This is a genomic window from Cupriavidus sp. YAF13 (assembly GCF_052113425.1).
GTDB lineage: Bacteria > Pseudomonadota > Gammaproteobacteria > Burkholderiales > Burkholderiaceae > Cupriavidus.
Genome location: NZ_JBFRDD010000040.1, coordinates 25,738 through 48,135 on the forward strand (window position 1 = coordinate 25,738; position 22,398 = coordinate 48,135).

Genomic DNA, 22,398 nt, shown 5'->3' on the forward strand with positions numbered 1-22,398 from the left:
CATGCGCGCCGCCAGCGCCGCCGTCGCCGCCATCTGCCTAGCGGCTGGCACCGGCGGCGCGGCGCTTGCCGCGCCCGCGCCGGGTGTGGTGCTGATGCCCGGCGCCCCGCCCGCCAGCGTGGTGGACACCATCGGCAAGGGCACGCCCAAGGTCGCCGCCAAGGTCGACCCCACCGCCGCCGTGTTCCGTCCCGATCCGGCGCTGGCCGCGCTGGGCAAGCGCATCTTCTTCGATGCGCGCCTGTCCGAGCCACGCGGCACGTCCTGCGCCGGCTGCCACGACCCCGCGCGCGCCTTCGCGCCGACACTATCGCCCGCGTCGCTGGCAGGCCCGCACGTGCCCCAGGGCAGCCGGCCCGGCCGCTTCAGCCTGCGCAACGCGCCCTCGCTGCTGTACGTGCGCTACATCCCGCGCCGGCACTTCTACCAGGACGACGACGCGCCTTACGCCTCGCCCTTCGGCGGCCTGTTCGCCGATGGCCGCGCCGATACGCTTGCCGAACAGGCGCGCGGCCCCTTGCTCGATCCCAACGAGATGAACAACGGCACGCCGGCCAGCCTGCTGCGCAAGGTCAAGGGGACAGAGCTGGCGCCCGCGCTGGCGGCGCGCTTCGGCCCCGCCGTGCAGACCGATCCCGAGCAAATGCTGCTGGCGCTCGGCAAGGCGCTGGAGGCCTACCTGCAGAGCGATGAGATGGCGCCGTTCAGCTCCCGCTTTGACGACTACCTGCGCCACCGCACGCCGCTGGCGCCGGCGCCAGCCCGCGGGCTGGCCTTGTTCAAGAACCCGGACAAGGGCAACTGCATGACCTGCCACACGCTCTCGGACACCGCCAGCCGGCCGGAGCGCTCGCTGTTCACGGATTTTGGCTATGACGCGATTGCCGTGCCCCGCAACCGGGCACTAGCCGCCAACCGCGACCCCAAGCGCTTCGACAATGGCCTGTGCGACACCGCCCGCCGCCTGCGCTGGCCCGAGCCGGAGCAATGGTGCGGGTATATCCGCACGCCCGGCCTGCGCAATGTCGCGGTGCGCCAGAGCTTCATGCACAACGGCGTGTTCACCTCGCTGCGCGATGCCGTGGCCTTCTACAACACGCGCTCGACCGACCCGGGCAAGTGGTATCGCGGCGGCAAGACCTTCGATGACGTGCCGGCGGCGTATCGGGGCAATATCAATATCAACTCGACGCCGATGAACCGGCGCGCGGGCACCACGCCAGCCATGACCGAAGCGGAAATCGACGATCTCGTGGCGTTCCTGCGCACGCTGACCGATGCGCCCTATGTGGGCATCATGCCCGCCGCAAAGCCCTAAGGACCCCGCGCCGCACAGACGGCATCGGCCTCGAACCCGCGAAAGACCAGCTGCGTGGGATCCGGCTCAGGCTCGATCTCGCGGCCGTCCTTACCGGCCAGCCGAAGCACCTGCCCGGTGCAGCTCTTCGCCGCTGCGTTGCGCTGGTAGCGCAACTCGTACTGCCAGCCCGGCAGCGGCACAAAGGAAACCCCCACCGCGCACCGATAGGGCTGCTCGCCAGCGGCAACCGCCGCTGCCGTGAGGTAGATGCGCTGGCCAGCTACCAGCCACCGCTCGCGCGTGCGGCCGGGCGGCTCCGGCGATATCCCCACCATGGCCAGGTCGCGCTCCGCGCCCATCGCGGGCAACTGCTTGCCCGTGCCGCCCAGCAGGAGCGGCCTGGGCGGCTTCGGGCACCTGGTGGCGTCCACCACGCTGAAGGTCGTGTTGTCGTCCGTATTGGTCACCAGCCGGATGCGGGCGGCGGGCGTGCCGGTCTCGACCCGGTAGTGGGAGATGCAGCCGGACAGGGCAAGCGCCAGGATGCAGAGCGAACCGGGCGGGATGGCGGCTTTGCGGACTTTCGACATGGGGATGCAGGAAAGTTGGCCATCGGCAAAGCATACCTGCTTTGATTTCATGACGGTTGTCCCCAAGAGGCCAACCATATGGCCCATGGCACAATGGCCGAGAACGCGTGGCGGATAGCATCGCTGCGCGCATCCGGGCGCACCCGACAAACGCAACGGACCTCTATGCAAACGCCTTCCCTTGTCGATGCCTGGCCCACCATCCGCGCGCTGATCGAGCGCGGACAGCGATCCTCCCTTTACTGCGCCCTTGCCACCGTCGGCGCCGACGGCATGCCCACGGTCACGCCCATCGGCACCGTGTTCGCGCGCGCGGACCAGACGGCCTTCTTCTTCGACCGCTACACCAGCACGCTGGCCGCCAACCTTGCGCACAACGACCAGGTTTGCCTGATGGCCGTCGACTCTGGCAAAGGCTTCTGGTTTCGTTCGCTGCTGCGCGGCCGCTTTCACCAGCCGCCAGGAGTACGCCTCTATGGCACCGTCGGGCCGCTGCGCCCGGCAACGGCCGCAGAGCTTCAGTTGATCCAAGCCAGGGTAAAGGGGTCAGGCTGGCTCAAAGGGACCCGGCTGCTGTGGTCGAGCTTCACCCACGTGCGGGATATCCAGTTCTCTGCCTTCAGGCCAGTGGCCTACCCGGTCATGATGGAGGGGCTGTGGGAGACGGCGCGCAAGCCCTGACCTTGCCCGCCAGCCGAACCCAGCCTTTGCCATATCCAGATTGACAGCGCTTGCGCTCGGACTTACCCTCGGCCGGGTTATCCGATCGGCCCGCATATCCATATCACTTCACGGCTACGTGGCTTCACGGCTGCCCGGAGTGTGCCGATCAGGTCACGACAAAGAAGAAAACAATAACAACAATACAAAGACAGAGACCGTTCCACCGTGCCCCCTCGCCTGTCCGACCTCCGCCCCGTCCTGCCGATCCTCGTCGGCGCTTCCGTCATGCTGAGCCTGGCCATGGGCCTGCGCCAGAGCCTTGGTATCTTCATGCCCCCGCTGACCAGGGACATCGGCATCTCGGTGTCGGATTTCACGATTGCGATCGCGGTGCAGAACCTGGCCTGGGGACTGCTCCAGCCCATGGCCGGCGCCTGGGCCACGCGGGTGGGGTTCCGGCCGTTGATGATGAGCGGCTCACTGCTCTATGTGCTGGGGCTGGCGCTGCTGGCCACGGCGCACGGCATCGCAGGCGTGACGCTCGGCGCGGGCGTGGCGATCGGCGCATCGATGGCTTGCACGGGCAGCGCCATTGCCATGGCGGTGGCCGCGCGGCCGGTGCCGGCGGCGTTGCGCAGCGCCGTGCTTGGCATTGTGTCCGGCGCCGGCTCGCTCGGGGCGCTGGTGGCGGCGCCGATCGGGCAGGTGGTGGCGCAGTCGTTCGGCTGGCGCGTGGGGCTGGCGGCCTTTATCCTGCTTGCGCTGGTGATGCTGCCGGCCGCGTGGTACGCGGGCAAGGTGGATCGCCTGCCGCTGCCCACTTTGCCCGGCGCGGTGCAGCAGAATGCGCGCGAGGCGCTTGGCACGGCCCTGCGGAACAAGGCGTTCCTGGTGATGGGCGCCGCGTATTTCGTGTGCGGCATGCAGCTGGTCTTCCTCACCACGCACCTGCCTTCGTATCTCGACATCTGCGGCATGGACCCGATGCTCAGCGCCAAGGCGCTTGGCGTGATCGGCGGCTTCAATGTGCTGGGCAGCCTGTTCTTTGGCTGGGCCGGCGGGCGAGTCAACAAGCTGGTGCTGCTCGGCATCATCTACAGCGTGCGCTCGCTGGCGCTGGCCTGGTACTTCTCATCCGCGCCCACGCCGGGCAGCACGCTGGTGTTTGCCGCCGTGATGGGCTTCCTGTGGCTGGGCGTGGCACCGCTGGTGGCGGGCTGGATCGCGCAGACCTTCGGCCTGCGCTGGCAGGCCATGCTGGGCGGCGTGGCGTTCTTCAGCCACCAGATCGGCAGCTTCGTCGGCGCGTTTGGCGGCGGACTGGTCTACGATGCGCTAGGCTCCTACACCCTGGCGTGGCAGATCGGAGTGACACTTGGGCTGGCCGCCGGGCTGGCGCAGATCGCCTTCGCGGTGGCCACGCGCCCGCGGCCGCCGCAGCTGATGGCCACGTAAGCGGGCACTACGGCAAGGAGCAACCATCATGGCCCTGACTCTCCATTACCATCCACTGTCTTCGTTCTGCCACAAGGTGCTGATCGCGCTCTACGAGAACCAGACGCCGTTTTCCAGCGTTGTGGTGCACCTTGGCGAGAAGGACTCGCGCGCCGCGTTCCTGGCGCTCTGGCCCGTGGGCAAGATGCCGGTGCTGCGCGACGACAGCCGCGACGTGACGCTCCCGGAATCCACGATCATCATCGACTACCTCGACCAGCACTACCCGGGGGCGCGCGCGCTGCTGCCGGCCGATGATGACGAGCGCCGCGAGGCGCGGCTGTGGGATCGCATCTTCGATCTCTACGTGCACCTGCCGATGCAGAAGATCGTGGGCGACCGGCTGCGCGCGGAGGCAGAGCGCGACCCGCGCGGCGTGGCGGACGCGCAAGCCGCCCTGCGCACTGCTTACGACATGATCGAGCAGCGCATGGCCGGCCGCACCTGGATGGTCGGCGAGCACTTCACGCTGGCGGACTGCGCCGCGGAGCCCGCGCTGTTTTACGCGGCCGTGGTGGTGCCTTTCGCGCCAACGCATCCGCGCCTTGCCGCCTATTTCGAACGGCTGGTGGCTCGTCCCGCGGTTGCGCGCGTGCTGGCCGAGGCCCGCCCCTACTTCTCCATGTTCCCGATCAAGGACGCCATCCCGGCGCGTTTTCTCCAGGACGAACCGCCGGCTGCCTGATCCTGTTTACGCAAACTTGCGAAAGACGACCTCAAATGCCAGTTGCAGATCGCAGGGAATTCCTGCTCAAGTCAGGTGCGCTGTTAATGACCGGCGTGGCCGGCGTCGGGGCCAGCGGCATGGCGCGGGCCGCCGGGTGGCAGGCCATTTCGCCGGCGGACGCCGGATTCAAGCCCGACCTGGAAGGCCGCTTCAATGCGCTGCAGGCAAACGGCAAACTGGCTGGCCTGCATGGGGTCGTCGCCTTGCGCCATGGCCGCATCGTGTTCGAGAAATACATGGCCGGCCCGGATGCCCGCTGGGGTGAACCGCTAGGCAAGGTCAGCTTCGGGCCGGACACCTTGCACGATATGCGCTCCGTGACCAAGAGCGTTGTCGGCCTGCTATACGGCGTCGCGCTGGCCAGCCAGAAGGTGCCCGCGCCGGACCAGCCGCTGCTGGCGCAGTTTCCCGAGTACCCCGACCTGGCAGCCAACCCAAAGCTCGCGCCGCTGACGGTGGCACACGCGCTGACCATGACGCTGGGCACCGAGTGGAATGAGAATGTGCCGTACACCGACCCGGCCAACAGCGAGATCGCCATGGAGATGGCGTCGGACCGCTACCGGTTTATCCTCGAGCGCCCCGTGGTAACAACGCCCGGGCGCGGCTGGATCTACAACGGCGGGGCGCCGGCATTGCTGGCCAGGCTGATCGAGAAAGGCACCGGCCAGTCGCTGCCCGCGTTTGCTAACACGGTGTTGTTCGCACCGCTGGATATCGGCAAGACGGAATGGGTGCAGGGCGCCGACGGCGTGCCATCGGCAGCGTCCGGGCTGCGGTTGACGCCGCGGGACCTGGCGCGGATCGGCCAGATGGTGCTGGCCGGCGGCAAGTGGCATGGCCGGCAAGTGGTGCCCAAGGCTTGGCTCGACGCCAGCCTGCGCCCAGCCGCGGTAGTCGACGATACGCGGCGCTATGGCTACCTGTGGTACGTCGGCGAGATTCCCCTGAACACCAGGGGTGGCGTCATCGGACAGCGCTGGGCGGGCGCATTCGGCAACGGCGGGCAACGCCTCTTTGTGTTTCCGGACCTGGATTTCGTGCTGGCCGTCACGGCCGGCAACTACGACACGCCGGACCAATGGGTTGCACCCGTTGTGGCCCTGCGACAAGTCTTCCTGGCCAGCCTGGCGGAATAAATGCTTGCGTGTTGAACGGCACGACAGCATTGCGCGGTGTTTGCACCTACATATGCACCAATATGCGGCAAATTGCCGTGCCAGCAGCCCATCAGGTGATGCACGCGACAGTTCATCCGCCCGCCTCGCTCCCGCCTGGCCGGCCACGGGCAGCGCCGCCGTTCCTAAAGCCGGGATAAAGCTGCAATGGCCCTGCTCCTCCTCGCATTGATCCCTCTTCCCGCTGCTTAATATGCCCCCGCACGCCGCGAAACGCGACGAGGTGCCACAGCGTTGCAACCCATCAGGGAAGAAGGATCCGGCCCGCGCCGGTGCAGCAGACATGGAACGAGCAATGATTGCTGGCGGCCGGCATGCTGACAGTCTTCCCCGTGCTGCGCGTGGGCATCAGCTACACATTCCGCGGCGCCTTGCGCGCGGCGCGCTGACTGAACTGGAACCCCGAACTTTGAAGATCTGAAGATTTGCTGGCCCGGCAGCGCCCTTGCGGGTGCCGCCATTTCGTCCTGGTCGCCCCGCGTGTGCTCCCGCCGCGCGGGGTGCTTTTTTTTTCAGGCTGCGGCAAAGCCTGCGCGGCCCGGGCAAGGGCATCATGTTGCGCTCGCGGCCTCGGCGACAAGCGCATCGATCAGCGCGGCCATCGACGCGCGCTTGAGCGACGACTGCCGGACCAGCACGCCGATCTCGCGGAATATGGGTTCGCCGGGCAACGGTATTTCCACAACGTTACGCGCGGCCCGCAGCGGCACCAGCGCGGCCGGAATGATCGCGCAGCCCAGCCCTTCGTCGACCATCTGCAGGATCACCGCGGGCTCGTCCAGCTCCATGCCCTCCTCGACCCACAGCCGGTGCCGGCGCAGATAGCGGTCCACCAGTTGCCCGCCCATGGAATGCCGGTTGTAGCGGATGAAGGGCATGGCCGCCAGCACCGCCTTCAAGTCGCGCGGCGAGCCCGCCGGCGCCACGCCGACAAAGCGCTCGCGCATCAGCGGCACCCATTTGAGTTCCTGCGGGATGCCGAGCCTTGGCTTGATCAGCACCGCCACGTCGAGCTCGCGGGCATCGACCTGGGTCAGCAACTGGGTCGACATGCCGGGGACGATGTTGACGTGCGTCTTGGGAAATCCGGCGCGAAAGCGCTTCATGGCCCCGGGCAGCAGCGCGGCCTGCACGGTGGAGACAGCGCCAAGTTCCAGCGGCGTGGTGTCGGAGGCGGAATGCGCGCGGCCCTTCATGGACTCGTACAGCTCGACAAAGCGCACGGCTTCCGGCAGCAGCTTGCGGCCCTCCTCGCTCAGCGCGACCGATTTGCCGGCCCGGTCGAACAACGTGCAGCCAAGGTCCTCCTCCAGCCGGCGTATCTGGGTGCTCACCGCTGACTGGGTGAGGGCAAGGCGCGTGCCGGCAGCGGAAAAGGACGAGGTCTCCGCTGCCACAAGGAAGGTGCGGAAGTAACGGATCATGTGGGGATCATGTGAGGATCACAGGCGACATGGCGTGATTCATATTGAAATCTTTGATGCTGAGCACGGAAATGATTCGTTTCATATTACGACTTCTGCTGATTACAATCAAACGCGGCAGCACACCGACAACCCCCACGCACAAGAGCCCCTTTGATGAGCGCAACCCCGCTGTTCCACCTGGCCTTTCCCGTCAACGACCTGGAAGAGGCCCGCCGCTTCTATGGCGAGCTCCTTGGCTGCCCTGAAGGGCGCAGCTCGAACGCCTGGATCGATTTCAATTTCTATGGCCACCAGGTCGTCGCCCACCTCGCGCCGGAAGAATGCGGCCACCGTGCCACCAGCGCCGTCGACGGCGACGAAGTGCCGGTCCGCCACTTCGGCGCGATCCTGTCCATGGATGCCTGGGAGGCACTGGCCGAGAAGCTGCGCGCCGCCGGTACGCAGTTCGTGATCGAGCCGCATGTGCGCTTCAAGGGGCAGGTCGGCGAGCAGGCGACGATGTTCTTCCTGGATCCGTCGGGCAACGCGCTGGAGTTCAAGGCGTTTGGCGACATCAGCCAGGTCTTCGCAAAGTAATCCCTCCCCCCGCTTTCGTCACAGACGGACCCAGACATGACCGAATTCGTTATCCAGCCCGCCGAACAGGCAAGCGTCGCTGTAGCCGGCAGCAGCGCCCGCTTTCCCATCCGCCGCGTGTTTTGCGTGGGCCGCAACTACGCCGCGCACGCCCGCGAGATGGGCAATGACCCGGACCGCGAGCCGCCGTTCTTCTTCACCAAGCCGGCCGATGCCGTCGTCGCCGCCGAAGGCACGGTGCCATATCCGCCGCTCACGGAAAACCTGCACCACGAGATCGAACTGGTGGTGGCAATCGGCAAGGGCGGCGCGGACATCCAGCCCGAGCAGGCACTCGACCTGGTCTGGGGCTACGCCGTGGGCGTGGACCTGACCCGCCGCGACCTGCAGGACACCGCCAAGAAGATGAGCCGTCCGTGGGACTGGTCCAAGGGCTTCGACGCCTCCGGCCCGTGCGGCCCGCTGCACCCGGTGGCCAGCATCGGCCATCCCGGCGCAGGCCACGTGTGGCTCAAGGTCAATGGCGAGACGCGTCAGGAGGGCGACCTGAACGAGCTGATCTGGCCCGTGGCCGATGTCATTGCCTATGTGTCGCAAAGCGTGACCCTGGCCCCTGGCGACCTGATCTTCACGGGCACGCCGGCCGGCGTCGGCGCGCTGCAGCCCGGCGACGAAGTGACCGCCGGCGTGGCGGGTGTCGGCGAAATCGCTTTCCGCGTGGGCAAGCGTTAAGACGCATTGCATTAGCAAGACCTCAAGACATACTATGACATGGCTCATCGCGAGCCATGTCATGGCCTCAGCGCGATTCCCGCCTGCCCCGGGCCTCTCAGCGCACTAACTTTCCCCAAACCGGCCTAAACCGCGCCGCTTCGCTTGACGGCGTGCGCGCGGGGGTTATACTTGCCCGATGTTGTACGATAACTTATAAGTCAAGCTACAGGAGACACAATGCGCGAGAACCGGATACGGAACATGTGGGCGAACGGGCAAGCCGTCGTCAATGGCTGGCTGTCCATCCCCAGCAGCTTTGCCGCGGAGACCATGGCCCACCAGGGCTGGGACTCCCTGACGGTGGACCTGCAGCACGGCGCGCTGGACTACCGCGATGCCCTCAGCCTGTTCACGGCGATCTCCACCACCGACACCATGCCGGTGGCGCGCGTGCCCTGGAACGAGCCAGGCATCCTGATGAAAGTGCTCGACGCCGGCGCTTACGGTGTGATCTGCCCGATGATCAACACGCGCGAAGACGCGGAGCGCCTGGTCGCGGCCACCCACTATCCGCCGATGGGCACGCGCAGTTTCGGGCCGATCCGCGGCATGCTGTATGGCGGCCCCGACTATCCCGAGCGCGCCAACGAAACCATCGTCGTCTTCGCGATGATCGAAACCAAGCAGGGGCTGGATAACCTGGACGACATCCTCTCGGTCAAAGGGCTCGATGCGGTTTATATCGGCCCGTCCGACTTGTCGCTCGCGCTCGGCTGCCGCCCGACCTTCGACGATGTCGACCCGCCCGTCGCGGAGGCGATCGCGCACGTGGTGGCCCGCGCCAAGGCGCACGGCGTGGTCGCCGGCATCCACAACGGCGCGCCAGCGGCGTTGCGCAGGATCGAGCAAGGCTTCCAGTTCGTCACCGTTGGCTCCGATGCGCGCCTGATGGCGGCCGGTGCCCGGCAGGTGGTGACGCAGATGCGCGACGGGCAGGCAGCAGGCGGCGAAACATCGGGATACTGAGCCGGCCCGTTTCGGGACAAGAATTTCAGCCAGAGATTCAGACAGCAATTCAGACAGCGTTTCAGACAGTATCGAGACCAGAGATCTAAGAGATTTGAGGCACCGGTATCGCGGTGCCCGCTGCGCAGGCGTCCGGCGGCAAGCGATGCCATTGAGATCGACTAACGGAGAACGAAAGTGAAGCTTGGATTTATTGGCCTTGGCATCATGGGCACCCCGATGGCCGCCAACCTGATCGCAGGCGGGCACGAAGTCAGCCTGTCCAGCCGCAGCGGCGTGCCGCAATCCCTGCTGGACAGCGGTGGCGTGGCTTGCCACTCCGGCAAGGAAGTGGCCGAACGCGCCGACGTGATCTTCCTGATGGTGCCGGACACCCCGCATGTGGAAGCCGCGCTGTTCAACGACGGCGGCATTGCCGCCGGGCTGAGCGCCGGCAAGATCGTGGTCGACATGAGCTCGATCTCGCCCATCGCCACCAAGGGCTTCGCCGAGCGCGTGAACGCGCTTGGCTGCCAGTACCTGGATGCGCCGGTGTCCGGCGGCGAGGTCGGCGCCCGCAACGCCACGCTGTCGATCATGGTCGGCGGCCCGGTGGCGACGTTCGAGGCCGTCCGCCCGCTGTTCGAACTGATGGGCAAGAACATCACGCTGGTGGGCGACAACGGTGCGGGGCAGACCGCCAAGGTGGCCAACCAGATCATCGTGGCGCTGAACATCGAGGCGGTTGCCGAGGCCCTGCTGTTCGCCTCCAAGGCCGGCGCGGATCCGGCGCGCGTGCGCCAGGCGCTGATGGGCGGCTTTGCGTCGTCCAAAGTGCTGGAAGTGCACGGCGAACGCATGATCAAACGGACGTTCGACCCGGGCTTTCGCATCGGGCTGCACCAGAAGGACCTGAACCTTGCGCTGTCGAACGCGCGCGAGATGGGCGTGTCGCTGCCGAACACGGCCACCTGCCAGGAGTTGTTCAATGCCTGCGCAAGCCATGGCGGCTCGGACTGGGATCACTCCGCGCTGGTCCGCGCGCTTGAGCTGATGGCCAACCATGAAGTCGCGGCCAAGAAGGATTGAGGGCACGACTTAGCCAGCAGTCTTTGCCATCGGGCGGCACCTGCTGCCGCCCGGCCGCCCTTCCCCCGTTTCCTCTTTTCCTCTTTTCCTCGGTATGGCGTTTGCCCTGCGGTGAGCGCCGTTCACCCCGCCGCGCCCTATGCCTAGCCTTCCCGATCCCCTTATCGTCATTGCCCCCGATTCATTCAAGGGCTCCCTTGCGGCCGACCAGGTCGCCGCCGCCATCGCCGCCGGGATCCTGCGCGCGCTGCCCGGAGCGACGATCCGGCAACGCCCGATGGCGGACGGCGGCGAAGGCACCATCGACGCGATGCTGGCCGCCGGCGGCCAGCGCGCCCGCATCAAGGTGCGCGGCGCGGACGGCGCCACGCGCATTGCCACGGTAGCGCTGCTCGCGGGCGACCGCGCCGTGATCGAGTCCGCGGAAATCGTCGGCATCACCGATCCGGCGGGCATGGCATGCCCCGTGGCGCAGCGCTCCACCGCCGGCCTCGGCGATGCCATCAAGGCCCTGCTCGACCTGGGCGTGCGCGAGATCTTCGTCGGCCTTGGCGGCAGCAGCACGAACGACGGCGGCGCCGGGCTGCTGCATGGCCTGGGGCTGCGCTTGCTGGATGCGCAGGACCGCGACATTCCGCCAACGCCCGCCGCGCTGCCGCAGCTGGCGGCGGTCGATACCAGCCAGCTCGACCCACGGCTGGCCACCACCAGGCTGGTGGCAATGTGCGATGTCAGCAACCCGCTGACCGGGCCGCGGGGCGCCACAGCCGTGTTCGGCCCGCAAAAGGGCGTGCAAGCGCAGGATGTGGATGCCATCGATGCCGCGCTCGCCGGCTACGCAAGCTTGCTGGAGCCGGCGCTCGGGCGCTGCGCCAGGGACGCGGCAGGCGCGGGAGCGGCAGGCGGCCTCGGCTACGCCTTGCTGATGCTTGGCGCGCAGATGCGCCCGGGCGCCGACATCGTGGCGGACTGCGTAGACCTCGATGGCGCGCTCGCGGGCGCCGACTGGCTGATCACCGGCGAGGGACGCAGCGATGTGCAAACGCTAAGCGGCAAGGCGCCGTTGATCGCCTGCCAGCGCGCCCATGCCTGTGGGGTGCCCGCCTCACTGCTTTCCGGCGCCATCGACCCCGCCGCGCTGCCGGCCCTGGGGACACATTTCACGGGCTGCTTTTCCCTGGCGCCCGGCCCGATCACTGTCGAGCAAGCCATGGCCAACGCGAGCGCTTTGCTATCGGATGCGGCGGAGCAGATGGCAAGGCTGCGCTTCACCAGCACCCACCCGCTCGAACATGGGCGCACCCGGCCTGCAAATCCAGAAATTTCTTAAAGGTGAGCGACCGCAGAAGCAGTATGCTTTTACGAGTCCGCCACGCTCGCGTTGAAGCAGGCGGCCAGGTCTTGCCCCCATAGCCTCCCCCTCTTAAGGAGCTTGCATGCATCCTAGCGCCCGAGCCGGCCCCAATTCGATCACGCGCGGCGGCAGTCCCACCGACCCGCTCCTCGCCATCAGCAGGCAAGGCGATCTCATCGCCGAGCTGATCGGCATGACGCGCCCCGCCAATGCCGAGGAACAGCCCCTCGTATCCGCACTGATCGACCGGATCGAAACGCTGGACCGCGGCCTGCGCGAACGCATCGCCAACGGTTGCGCGGAGTTGCAAAGCGTCAGCGCCGGGATGGATAGCCTGCTGCAACTGGCGGAGCTGCAGAGCGAGAAGACGGAGGAGGCTTACGGCTTGTATTGCTTGCTCAAGCTGCTGAAGCTGCAACTGGATGACGCCGTGGAGGACGTGGCCCGACTGGTCTGAGACGCCGGCGGCCGGGCTGCAACCGCGACAGCCATTCCACAGTGGCCGCGGCCCTCACGTTGAAGACGTTGCAAACCGTGCCGCTACGCCAGCGGTCGTGCGAATTGGATTTTATTTAAATAGAATTATTTAAATAATCCTGATGGAACGCACTTTCCCGGCGGGATTTTCCCATAGGCCTTTCCGTGCCGCATCCCACATTCATGGGATAAGCCCTCCCCCGCCATGGAGCCGCAAGCTCCCTCTCCTGCTAAGAGGCCGTTTCAAAATGATTCTGGCGTCGTTGCGCGGCCTTGCCGTACCGCTTGTACTGTCTGCGGCCGCGCGCCTAGCCAGAACCGCTTCGCTTCACTTTGAAACGGCCTCTTAGCCAGTAGTGGCAAGCCACTGCGGGGATTCACGGCCCTGCATCGCAATGCGGCGGGCCTGCCCGCGTGGTTTCAAAAAACCAACGTCACGGCATCTCTCACCCATTCGGAGGTGGGCACCTTATTTCTCGGTCGATACAATCGCCAGCACGGGAAAAACCAGCGTGTGATGCGTCGGCAGTCAATCAATAATGCACAAATTATTTCGCACCGCCATTGGCGTGAGCGCGTTGGCACTGATCCTGCCGGCGCACGCCGTCGTCACCAGCTTTCGCATCTCCGGCGACCGCTACATCCTGCGCGTACTCGCCCAGACCACCGAACCGGTCGACTGCCAGCTCGACTGGCAGGTCCGCACCACGGCTGGCTTTACGCGCCAGGGCTCCGTCTTCATCAACAACGTCCCCGGCAATAGCTGGAACGAGGCGCTTGGCCCGTTGGTGCAGGACGCGGAACCGCCGGCTATCGGCGCCCGTTGCCAGCTGTCCGACATCGAGCGAACGCGGCGCGCGCAGGAGCAGGCGCAAGAGCAGGAACGCCAGGCGCGGGCACGCTGGCTCGAAGAGGAACGCCGCCTGGCAGCGCAACGGCAAGCCGAGCTGAGGCAGCAGGCAGCGTTGCAACAGCAGTTGCGGCAGCAGGCGCAACAAGCCCGCGAGCGGGAGACAGAGCGTAAGGCCGAAGCGGCATCGCTGGACCAGGGCCGGGGCAATGCGCAGCAGGCGGCCCGCGAGCGCGAGCAACAGGAGCGCGCCGCCGCCGCGCAGCAGCGCCAGGCGATGCTGGAGGAACAGCGCCGGGCCGAGCTACAGCGCCGCACCGAACAGCAGCGCCGGGCGGAACAGGAGGCGCAGGAGCGCGAACGCCTCGCCCGCCAGAAAGCGGCAGAGCTGCAGCAGCGCCGCGCCGCGCTGGGGCAATCCGCCATGGCGATGAGCGGGTCCATGAGCCAGCAGGCCGCGACGATGGGCTCGGACATCGCGCAGATCGCCGGGGCCGGGCAGGGGCGTGTTGCCGAAATGGCGCGAGAGGCCCCCCAGGGCGATTCGCTGGCGCCGGTGTCCGGCGAGGCGATGCGCAGCTTCTTGCTGGGCCAGGTCGAACTGCCCGCCGGCGTGCATGCCGATGCGCCCGGCGCCGGCATCCCGGGTTGCCGGGCGCGCGCCGCGCAAGCCGCCAGCGCGGCAGAGGCGTCTTGCCCACCCATCACCAAATTGCCCGCCACAGAGGCGAACCCAGCCACGACGAGGAAACTGCCTTGAGCCAAACCAACCGAACCCTGCTGCGCGGCGTCGCCGTCGCGGCCACCGCGCTTTGCCTGGGCGCTTGCAGCACGACAAATTTCTCCAGCATGGATGCCGCGTACAAGCAGCAAGGCACCGTAGCCGCCGTGCAGCCGCTGACGGGCAGCACGCTGGTGGCCGTGCGCTGGCCGCAGGCCATCACGGAATCCGCGCAGGCGCTCCTCAAGCCGAACTGGGTCAGCCGCTACAACGATCTCGTGTGGAACAACCCGGTGTCCATCATGGGCTTTGACGGCATCCACGACGCCTACCAGGGCATTCCCGCCGGCTCGATCTACTACGCGGCGGAGTTCACCCGCCTGCTTGGCCGCTACATCCCGCCCGCCGACATCGCACTGGAGCCGCTGATACTCGATGCCGAGAACGGCAAGCTGGTCTATCGCCCGCTGGTGCGCAATCGCTTCCCGGCGCGCATGGTCGTGGACCTGTGGGATGTCCCGCTAACCCACAAGGGCAGCACGCATGGCGCGGCCCAGGTCATCGCCAGCGTGTCCACGGCCGGGCTAGCGTCGGCCAAGACCTGCGGCGTGCTCGCCTACAAGCCGGCGCTGAATATCATGCCGGCCTTCGATGCCGCGGCGTGCCCCGCGCTGGAGGCCCGCGACGTGCCCCATCCGGATGTGATCTACGGCTTTGCGGGCGACTCCTGGGACTACAGCACCCCCATCCCGACCAAGGCGGGCGTGCCACTCGCACCGGATGCAGCCGTGGCGTTCCCGCAGACCTACGAGCCGTTCAGCAAGGCGTACTACGAAGCCTCCGCGGCACCGGATTTCGATGCCGACGGCAAGCTGCGCAACGAAACGCTGGACAACCTGGCGCGTGTGGTGGCCGACGGACTCGCACGGATCGATGCCGCGCAGGCAACCCGCGTGGCATTCGAAGCCTATGTCGCGCGCTACGACAAGCCGCTGGCCGAGCGCCTGGCGGCACGCACACCGGCCCCCGGCGATGAGGCCAAGCTGAAGCTGATCTCGCAGCTTGCCGATGCCGAACGCAAATGGGTCGGCGCGCAGGACCGCGCCCTGGTGGCCAAGCTGCTCGACGGCGCCTATGGCAAGAGCTTTCGCGCGATGCGGCTAGCCAAGGAAAGGCAGGGGGCGCGCCAACAGATGATGTCGATGGCCGGCGCCTTCGCCATGGCCGGGGCGGGCATGGCCAGCGGCGCGTTCTCGGGTGCGGGCGCGTTCAACGCCCAGATGGGCAACACCATGGCGCTGCAGGCCGCCATGCAGTACTACAGCGCATCGGGCCAGGCCGCCACGGCGTTCTACGCGCAGTTCGGCGCGGAGATGGCTGCGCAGGACAGGCTGGTCCAGATCGAAATCGGCGGCAAGCAGATCGGGCTGCAGGCGGACAATCGCGCGCGCTTGTATGAGGAGGCTGGGAAGATCTATCAAGCGTCTTTTGGCGGCGCTACCGAGGCGCCAAAGCCCAAGCCTGCCATGGCGCGGCGCGCGGGCGGCGCGGCCAAGTAGGGCGGCAAAGCAAGGCGTCGCCAGGTTAGAGAATTTTAGGGGTTTTGGACGGGCTTGCCGCCCGCCTTCAACGATCGACGATCGTGCCCAGGTTTTGCCGCACGCGCTGGAGCAGGCCGATCAGTTGCTCCCGCTCCGGCTCGCTGAGGCCGGCCAGCGCCTCCGCCGCAACCTCGTCGCCAACCCGCCGGGCCTTGTCCAGTGCTCTTTCCGCCTTGGGTGTCATGCGCACCACACGCTCACGGCGGTCTTCCGGGTTGGGCACCCGCTCGATCCAGCCGCCCTCTTCCATCCGGTCAAGCAGGCGTCCCGCCGAAATCGGCGCGACTTCCAGCAGCTCGGCCAGCCGCACCTGGTTGACTTCGCCGTAGTGCGACAGGTAGGCGAGTGCGCGGCATTGCGCCCGGGTGAGGTCGAGGGACGACTTGGCCAGTTCATCGAACCGCTTGCCGTTGAGGCGGCCAACGTCCGAGACCAGGAAGCCAAAGCGCTTTTCCAGTTTCGTTTCCATGGCGCGATTGTACAAAGATCTCCTTCGGGCACGCCGCCACGCCTGCAAAAAGCGGCTTGCCACGCTTTGGTGTGATCGTATAATAAGCATGCTTATTATCTAACCCAACCCCTCCAGGTTGTTCAATCCATGTCTTCCGAAGCGGTAGCCGGGCGCGTAGAAATGCCGCTCAACCGGCCCATGATCACCATCGCGATCATGGCAGCGACCCTGATCCAGACGCTCGACAGCACCATCGCCAACGTGGCGCTGCCGCACATGCAAGGCAGCCTGTCGGCGTCGCAGGACGAGATCACCTGGGTGCTGACCTCGTACATCGTCGCTGCCGCGATCGCCACGCCACTCACCGGCTGGCTGTCCGACCGGCTCAGCGTCAAGCGTCTGCTGGCCATCTCGATCACCGGGTTCACCATTGCCTCGGCGTTCTGCGGGATGTCCGACACGCTGGCGCAGATCGTGGCGTCGCGGCTGCTGCAAGGCATTTTCGGGGCGTCGCTGGTGCCGCTGTCGCAATCCATCCTGCTGGATATCAACCCCCGCGAAAAGCAGGGACAGGCGATGGCGGTATGGGGCATGGGCGTGATGGTGGGGCCCATCCTGGGCCCGACGCTGGGCGGCTGGCTGACCGACAGCTACAACTGGCGATGGGTGTTTTTCATCAATGTGCCGATTGGCGCATTCGCGTTGTTTGGCGTGCTGTCCTTCCTGCCCAACCGGGCGCCGGCGCGGGCCGTGAAGTTCGATGCGTTTGGCTTCATCACGCTCGGCCTGGCCATCGGCGCGCTCCAGGCCATGCTCGACCGCGGCGAACAGCTCGACTGGTTCGGCTCGCTGGAGATCCGCATCGAGGCCATCCTGGCGGGGGTCAGCTTCCTGTATTTCCTGGCGCACACCGCCACGGCCGGGCCCAGGTCATTCTTCCGGTACCAGTTGCTCAAGGACCGCAACTTTGCCACCGGTGCCTGCTTCATCTTCGTGATCGGCGCGGTGATGTACGCCACCCGCGCCCTGCTGCCGCCGATGTTGCAGAACCTGATGGGCTATCCGGTGGCCACCACCGGGCTGGTCACCGCGCCAAGCGGCGCCGGCACCATGCTCTCCATGCTGCTGGCCGGACGCCTGCTCAAGCGGATCGACGCCCGGGTGCTGCTGTTTGCGGGCTTCCTGATTTCCGCTTTCGCGCTGTGGCAGATGATGCAGTACACCGTGGTGCTGTCGGTGTCCGATATCGTGTGGCCCGGCATCATCCAGGGCTTTGGCCTGGGGCTGGTGTTCGTGCCGCTGAGCGCGCTGACGTTTTCCACGCTCGCGCCGGCACTGCGCGCGGACGGCACGGCTACCTACAGCCTGATGCGCAATATCGGCAGCAGCATCGGCATCTCCGTGATCCAGACCTTGATGACCCGCAACACGCAGGTGGCCCACGCCGACCTGGCGGCCAATGTGAGCGTGTACAACCCGGCCCTGCAATCCCTGCTAGCAAGCGGCTCGCGCTATGACCTGGCCATGCTCAACCAGTCGATCAACCAGCAGGCCGCGATGATCGCCTACCTCAACGATTTCAAGGTCATGTTCCTTGCCACGCTGCTGGTGGTGCCGCTCATCCTGCTGATCAAGCCCACGCGCCACGCCGACGGCGATGCCGTCGCGCATGCGGCCATGGATTGACGCGCTTTTAGCCTTCCTTTGGCTGACCTATAGCTAACCGCTAGCTGGCGGCCCCGGCGATGCGCTGCCGGGCATCAAGGTACTCCGCCACAGCGCGCTGGAACACCGGCAGCTTGCCAGTGAAAAAATGGTTGGCGCCGGGCACCACCACGACCGGCAGCTCCTGCGGGCGCGCCCAGTCGAACACCGCTTGCAGCGGCACATTGGCGTCGTTCTCGCCATGGATGACAAAGGCATCGGCCGGCACCGCTGGCGTGTCGTAGGTGCGCCCGCCGGCCGCCGGCCCGGCCGGCATGCCGGCCAGGATCAGGTGCGCGACAGGCTCGCCGCCGCGCAGCAAACGCTGCGCCACGCGCGTCTGCACATAGGCGCCGAACGAGAATCCCGCCAGCGCCAGCGGCAGGCCCGGGTGCGCTGCCTGGATCTGCCGGACCACGGCAAGCACATCGTCCGTCTCGCCCTCTCCCGCATCGTGGCTGCCTTGCGTGCCGCCCACGCCCCGGAAATTCGGCCGCACGGCAAGGAAGCCTCGCGCCTGGAAGATCCTGGCCAGCGCCACCGGGATCTTGTGTTCCGCGCTGCCACCTAGCAGCGGATGCGGGTGCGCCACGACGGCGATCGCGCGGATCGGGCCTTGCGGCGCATCCGCCAAGGCTTCGATGCTACCGGCGGCACCATCGAACCAGATGCGATTACCTGAGGGGGGAAGCGAGGACATAACGAGGTAGGGGATTAGGCGTAGGCAAAAAAAACAGGCCGGCCAGCTTTGCGGGCAATGCGGCGGCATTGAAGCCGCATTGTAATGCCCGCAGAGGGTGGATAACGACCAGGTGCCCGAATACCGCAAGACGGTGCGGTGGTTCATCGCCTCGGCCATCGCGCTGCTGATCGGGTTGTTCGGCGCCATGCTGGATGCAGCCGTGGCGGGATCGGCGCCCGGAGGGCCCGCCCTGCAGCCTGCATCGCGGCCAAGTAGAATGCACTCCGCCATTCAGGAAACACGAAACACAAACAACAGGAGATAACGCCTATGCAGATTCCCGCTACGTTGGAGTGCCTTTGCGGCCGGGTGCAGCTGCGCATTGCCGGAGAACCGGTGGCGAGAGCCAATTGCCATTGCCAGGCCTGCCGGGATTTCTATGCCACGCCGGTGTTCGCCGCCACGGCCTGGGAGCCGGCCAACGTGGTGGTGGAGCGCGGCGGCCAGCACCTGGCCACCTATCACCATGCAACCCGGCAGCTCCAGCGCCAGTTTTGCCCGCAGTGCGGCGAGACGCTCTTTGGCATCAACCGGCTGGGTATGTCGGTGATCCCGAACACCCTCTTCGCGCGGGCCTGCGGCGGTGCGCTGCCGGATGCGCTGCAGCCGGCCATGCACCTGTTCTATCGCCATCGCGTGCTGGAAGTCGACGACGCCCTGCCCAAGTACCTCGACGGCTGGGATGGCCCGATGCACAAGGCCGGGTTCTGAGCCAGTAGCCAGTAGCCAGTAGCCAGTAGCCAGTAGCCAGTAGCCGGGAGCCAGGGGCCCGGATGCCATCGGCAGTGCCAGGCCCCTTAAGCGTGTTCAGTCATGCGGGTGCGGGTGCGAATGCCCGTGCATGTGACCGGCGTCGGCGTCGGCCTCGACCATCACGATATTGAGCTTGCCCTGGCGCACGCCGCGTTCGCTGCGGATGGCATCCTCCCCGCGGCTGGCCGGTGCCGCGCAGGCATCGTCATGGCGGCTACGCCCGCGACGACACACGCCAGGCCGGCCCACGCCCCCGCAGCCAGCGATTCCCCAAGAAACACGATGCCGATGGCCACGCCGATCGGCACCCGCAGATAGGCTTGCGCCGTGGTGCCCACCGGCCCCAGCGTGCGTACCAGGCGGAAGTAGATGACAAAGGCCAGCGCGGTCGAAAACACGGATAGCGCCAGCAGCGCGGCAAGCGATGACAGCGACGGATGCAGCGTCCAGGGCCGGTCGATGGCCAGGCTTGCCGGCACCAGCAGCGCCGCCCCGACGAGCATCGAGCCCGCGGCGGGCGCGGCGGCGGGCAGGTCCTTGAACGCGCGCCCGTAGATGGCCGCGCCGGCGTAGCACACGGTAGCGGCAACGATCGCCAGTTGCGCAAGCAGTTGCTGCCCAAGGCCGCCCAGCGCGCTGGTGCCGACGATCAGGCAGATGCCCGCAAGCCCCGCCGCCACGCCGAACAGCTTGCGTGCCGTGATGCGCTCATGGCGCGTGACCAGCCAAGTGCCCAGTACGGCGATCACCGGCGATGCGGCGTTCAGGATCGTCGCCAGCCCCGCCGGCACCGATTGCTCCGCCCACGCGATGAGCGTAAACGGCACCACGCTGTTGAGCATGGCCTGCACCGCAAGGCGGCGCCAGACTGCCGCGCCGCGCGGGATCTGCATGCCTCTTGCCGCCATCCACGCCACCAGCAGCGCACCGGCGATCAACGTCCTGGCGGCAATCAGCGTGACCGGGGGAATCGTGGCCACGCCAAGCCGTATGAATGTGTAAGACGCGCCCCAGAGCGTGGACAAAGCCAGCAGCAGGGCCATGTCCAGCGCGCGGCCGCTGGCGCCTTGGGCGTGGTTGGCGCGTGCATCCGCGCTGGGCAGGGCTGGCATGGGGTTCTCTCCGGAAGGGCTCGCCGCCATTGTGGGCGCGCGCTGGGGGAGAACGTTTCAGCTTGTGGCGAAGCATGGATTGCAGGCCATGCCAACGCATATCAGTGCGCCCTGCTGGAATCCCCACCCAGCGGATCCTGCGTGATCTGCACCTGCCTCAGGATGCCCTGCTTGTCGAAGTAGCAATTGAACAGCGAGGACAGGTTGCCGTCCTGGCGGAAGCGATAGGACCAGACATCGCGCTGCATCAGCGGGTAGTACTGCACCGGATCGAGCGGCTTGCCGAAATGCTCTTCCACGTCGCGCTTGGTCCAGCTATCGACCTTGGCCTGGTAGATCTCGGAATTGACCAGCATCTGCCGGAAGTTCGTGAGTTTTCCGCCGGCATCGAAATCGGCCGCGTAGGCCTCATAGCCCAGCGGTTGCTTGGAGTAGATCCAGCGCGCGGAGCCATCGGCCAGCCGGTAGACACCGCTGGGCTCGCCGAAGGTCGCGCGCACCGCGCTTTCCGGGGAGCCGATCAGTTTCTGGCCTTCCTGCACCGGTTGCAGGATGGCGCAGGCTGGCAGCATCAGCAGCGCGGCCGCGCAGATCAGCCAGCCGCCCACGTATTGCGAGGGTGATTTCATAGCGTTCCAGAGTGGAAACCGCCATGCCCGGCATGGCGTCCAAGGCTGAAATATATAGCATCCCCCGCCAGCACGGCGTAGCGCGACAATACGGCATTGCCACGCCTTTCCACCTTGCCCATGGCCATCCGAACCGCCGCCCCTGCCCTGGCCGCCGCCCTGCTGTTTGGGGCAAGTACGCCACTTGCAAAGGCCCTGGCCGGGTCGATCCCGCCGTTGCTGCTGGCCGGCCTGCTTTACCTGGGCAGCGGGCTGGGGCTTGGCATCCTGCTGGCGCTGCGGCGCAGCATGACCGGCGCTGCCGCAATCCCGCTCACCGTGCCGCGCCACGAGACGCCATGGCTGCTGGGCGCCATCCTGGCCGGCGGCGTGGCGGGGCCGGCCCTGCTGATGACTGGCCTGGCCAGCACCAGCGCGGCATCGGCCTCCCTGCTGCTGAACGTGGAAGGGGTATTCACCGCGTTGATCGCCTGGCTGGTCTTCAGGGAAAACGCCAGCCGCCACATCGTCCTTGGCATGCTTGCCATCGTGGCGGGCGGCCTGCTGTTGTCCTGGCAGCCGGGCAGCCTGCGGTTGTCCGCCGGCGCCTTGCTGATCGTCGGCGCGTGCCTGTGCTGGGCCATCGACAACAACCTGACGCGCAAGGTGTCAAGCAACGACGCCATGCTGATCGCCTGCATCAAGGGGCTGGTTGCCGGACTGTGCAACACCGGGCTGGCACTGGCCGGCGGTGACCACCTGCCGGCGCTGCCCGCGCTGGGCGCGGCCATGATCATCGGGTTCCTCGGCTACGGCGTGAGCCTGGCGCTGTTCGTCATCGCGCTGCGGCTGCTGGGGACCGCCCGCACCGGCGCGTATTTCTCCGTAGCGCCGCTGTTCGGCGTGGCGATCGCGTTCGGCATGTGGCCGCAGGCTCCGCAGCCGGTGTTCTACGTGGCGGCGCTGCTGATGGCGCTGGGCGTATGGCTGCACCTGCGCGAGCATCATGAGCACGAGCACAGCCACGTGGCAACCGAGCACACCCACGCGCATCGCCACGATGCGCACCACCAGCACGCGCACGCCTTCGACTGGGACGGGCAGGAGCCGCACCGGCACCTGCACCGGCACGAGCCGCTGGTGCACAAGCACCCGCACTATCCGGATACGCATCACCGGCACTCGCACTGAGGCCAACATGGCCCTGAGCGAGGTTGCCGTTGTTGAAATCGGTGATCGGCGGCGGTGGTGTGTGGTGTCTT

23 protein-coding genes are annotated in these 22,398 nt (G+C 66.9%); 17 read left to right on the top strand and 6 right to left on the bottom strand.

Annotated features, from left to right (window positions below; translation table 11 throughout):
- Position 1: 1 nt before the first annotated feature.
- A complete protein-coding gene (locus AB4061_RS27810) occupies positions 2-1,318 on the top strand; it encodes a cytochrome-c peroxidase (protein WP_441639470.1) in 1,317 nt (438 codons plus the stop codon).
- Here the strand turns inward: AB4061_RS27810 and AB4061_RS27815 are convergent.
- Positions 1,315-1,890 (bottom strand): hypothetical protein, encoded by a 576-nt coding sequence (locus tag AB4061_RS27815; protein ID WP_441639471.1) that lies wholly within the window; start codon positions 1,888-1,890, stop codon positions 1,315-1,317. The genes AB4061_RS27810 and AB4061_RS27815 overlap by 4 nt on opposite strands.
- Before the next feature lie 165 nt (positions 1,891-2,055).
- Between AB4061_RS27815 and AB4061_RS27820 the strand changes: the two genes are divergently transcribed.
- From AB4061_RS27820 to AB4061_RS27835, 4 genes are all read left to right on the top strand, one after another.
- Positions 2,056-2,571: a pyridoxamine 5'-phosphate oxidase family protein gene (locus AB4061_RS27820; RefSeq protein WP_441639472.1), complete on the top strand. Its 516-nt coding sequence runs from the start codon at positions 2,056-2,058 to the stop codon at positions 2,569-2,571.
- 267 nt (positions 2,572-2,838) lie between these two features.
- Positions 2,839-4,008, top strand: a complete 1,170-nt coding sequence (locus AB4061_RS27825) for an MFS transporter (protein WP_441639509.1) — start codon at positions 2,839-2,841, stop codon at positions 4,006-4,008.
- Positions 4,009-4,036: 28 nt separating this feature from the next.
- On the top strand, positions 4,037-4,732 hold the full coding sequence (locus AB4061_RS27830; protein WP_441639473.1) for a glutathione S-transferase family protein: 696 nt from the start codon (positions 4,037-4,039) through the stop codon (positions 4,730-4,732).
- A 35-nt stretch (positions 4,733-4,767) separates the two neighbouring features.
- Complete coding sequence (locus AB4061_RS27835; RefSeq protein ID WP_441639474.1) at positions 4,768-5,913, top strand: serine hydrolase domain-containing protein; 1,146 nt, start codon at positions 4,768-4,770, stop codon at positions 5,911-5,913.
- Between the two features lie 590 nt (positions 5,914-6,503).
- Here the strand turns inward: AB4061_RS27835 and AB4061_RS27840 are convergent.
- Positions 6,504-7,376: a LysR substrate-binding domain-containing protein gene (locus AB4061_RS27840; protein WP_441639475.1), complete on the bottom strand. Its 873-nt coding sequence runs from the start codon at positions 7,374-7,376 to the stop codon at positions 6,504-6,506.
- 156 nt (positions 7,377-7,532) lie between these two features.
- On the opposite strand from AB4061_RS27840, the gene AB4061_RS27845 reads away from it, so the two are divergent.
- The 8 genes from AB4061_RS27845 (at position 7,533) to AB4061_RS27880 (ending at position 15,724) form a co-directional block, all read left to right on the top strand.
- Complete coding sequence (locus tag AB4061_RS27845) at positions 7,533-7,955, top strand: VOC family protein (protein WP_441639476.1); 423 nt, start codon at positions 7,533-7,535, stop codon at positions 7,953-7,955.
- A gap of 36 nt (positions 7,956-7,991) precedes the next feature.
- On the top strand, positions 7,992-8,687 hold the full coding sequence (locus AB4061_RS27850) for a fumarylacetoacetate hydrolase family protein (protein ID WP_441639477.1): 696 nt from the start codon (positions 7,992-7,994) through the stop codon (positions 8,685-8,687).
- Between the two features lie 219 nt (positions 8,688-8,906).
- Entirely contained in the window at positions 8,907-9,695 is a 789-nt protein-coding gene (locus AB4061_RS27855) for an HpcH/HpaI aldolase family protein (RefSeq protein ID WP_441639478.1), read from the top strand.
- A 177-nt stretch (positions 9,696-9,872) separates the two neighbouring features.
- Entirely contained in the window at positions 9,873-10,763 is an 891-nt protein-coding gene (gene glxR / locus AB4061_RS27860; protein WP_441639479.1) for a 2-hydroxy-3-oxopropionate reductase, read from the top strand.
- 139 nt (positions 10,764-10,902) lie between these two features.
- Entirely contained in the window at positions 10,903-12,093 is a 1,191-nt protein-coding gene (locus tag AB4061_RS27865; protein ID WP_441639480.1) for a glycerate kinase, read from the top strand.
- A 106-nt stretch (positions 12,094-12,199) separates the two neighbouring features.
- A complete protein-coding gene (locus AB4061_RS27870) occupies positions 12,200-12,574 on the top strand; it encodes a hypothetical protein (protein ID WP_441639481.1) in 375 nt (124 codons plus the stop codon).
- A 559-nt stretch (positions 12,575-13,133) separates the two neighbouring features.
- Positions 13,134-14,204, top strand: coding sequence for a hypothetical protein (locus AB4061_RS27875; protein WP_441639482.1), 1,071 nt, complete (start codon positions 13,134-13,136; stop codon positions 14,202-14,204).
- Positions 14,201-15,724: a hypothetical protein gene (locus AB4061_RS27880; RefSeq protein WP_441639483.1), complete on the top strand. Its 1,524-nt coding sequence runs from the start codon at positions 14,201-14,203 to the stop codon at positions 15,722-15,724. Before AB4061_RS27875 ends, AB4061_RS27880 begins: the two co-directional genes overlap by 4 nt.
- A 67-nt stretch (positions 15,725-15,791) precedes the next feature.
- Here AB4061_RS27880 and AB4061_RS27885 read toward each other — a convergent pair whose 3' ends face one another.
- Positions 15,792-16,235: a MarR family winged helix-turn-helix transcriptional regulator gene (locus AB4061_RS27885; RefSeq protein WP_183033405.1), complete on the bottom strand. Its 444-nt coding sequence runs from the start codon at positions 16,233-16,235 to the stop codon at positions 15,792-15,794.
- Between the two features lie 129 nt (positions 16,236-16,364).
- Between AB4061_RS27885 and AB4061_RS27890 the strand changes: the two genes are divergently transcribed.
- The gene (locus AB4061_RS27890) at positions 16,365-17,903 is read left to right on the top strand and encodes a DHA2 family efflux MFS transporter permease subunit (protein ID WP_441639484.1); all 1,539 of its coding nucleotides are present in this window, start codon (positions 16,365-16,367) and stop codon (positions 17,901-17,903) included.
- 40 nt (positions 17,904-17,943) lie between these two features.
- On the opposite strand, the gene AB4061_RS27895 is transcribed toward AB4061_RS27890, so the two are convergent.
- Positions 17,944-18,621, bottom strand: a complete 678-nt coding sequence (locus AB4061_RS27895; protein ID WP_441639485.1) for an alpha/beta hydrolase — start codon at positions 18,619-18,621, stop codon at positions 17,944-17,946.
- Positions 18,622-18,718: 97 nt separating this feature from the next.
- Between AB4061_RS27895 and AB4061_RS27900 the strand changes: the two genes are divergently transcribed.
- Both AB4061_RS27900 and AB4061_RS27905 read left to right on the top strand, forming a co-directional pair.
- A complete protein-coding gene (locus AB4061_RS27900) occupies positions 18,719-18,928 on the top strand; it encodes a hypothetical protein (protein WP_441639486.1) in 210 nt (69 codons plus the stop codon).
- Between the two features lie 5 nt (positions 18,929-18,933).
- Positions 18,934-19,374 (top strand): GFA family protein, encoded by a 441-nt coding sequence (locus tag AB4061_RS27905; RefSeq protein WP_441639487.1) that lies wholly within the window; start codon positions 18,934-18,936, stop codon positions 19,372-19,374.
- A 161-nt stretch (positions 19,375-19,535) separates the two neighbouring features.
- Here AB4061_RS27905 and AB4061_RS27910 read toward each other — a convergent pair whose 3' ends face one another.
- Positions 19,536-20,528: a DMT family transporter gene (locus tag AB4061_RS27910; RefSeq protein WP_441639488.1), complete on the bottom strand. Its 993-nt coding sequence runs from the start codon at positions 20,526-20,528 to the stop codon at positions 19,536-19,538.
- 101 nt (positions 20,529-20,629) lie between these two features.
- Entirely contained in the window at positions 20,630-21,157 is a 528-nt protein-coding gene (locus AB4061_RS27915) for a hypothetical protein (RefSeq protein ID WP_441639489.1), read from the bottom strand.
- Between the two features lie 120 nt (positions 21,158-21,277).
- On the opposite strand from AB4061_RS27915, the gene AB4061_RS27920 reads away from it, so the two are divergent.
- On the top strand, positions 21,278-22,327 hold the full coding sequence (locus AB4061_RS27920; RefSeq protein ID WP_441639490.1) for a DMT family transporter: 1,050 nt from the start codon (positions 21,278-21,280) through the stop codon (positions 22,325-22,327).
- Positions 22,328-22,398: the final 71 nt, after the last annotated feature.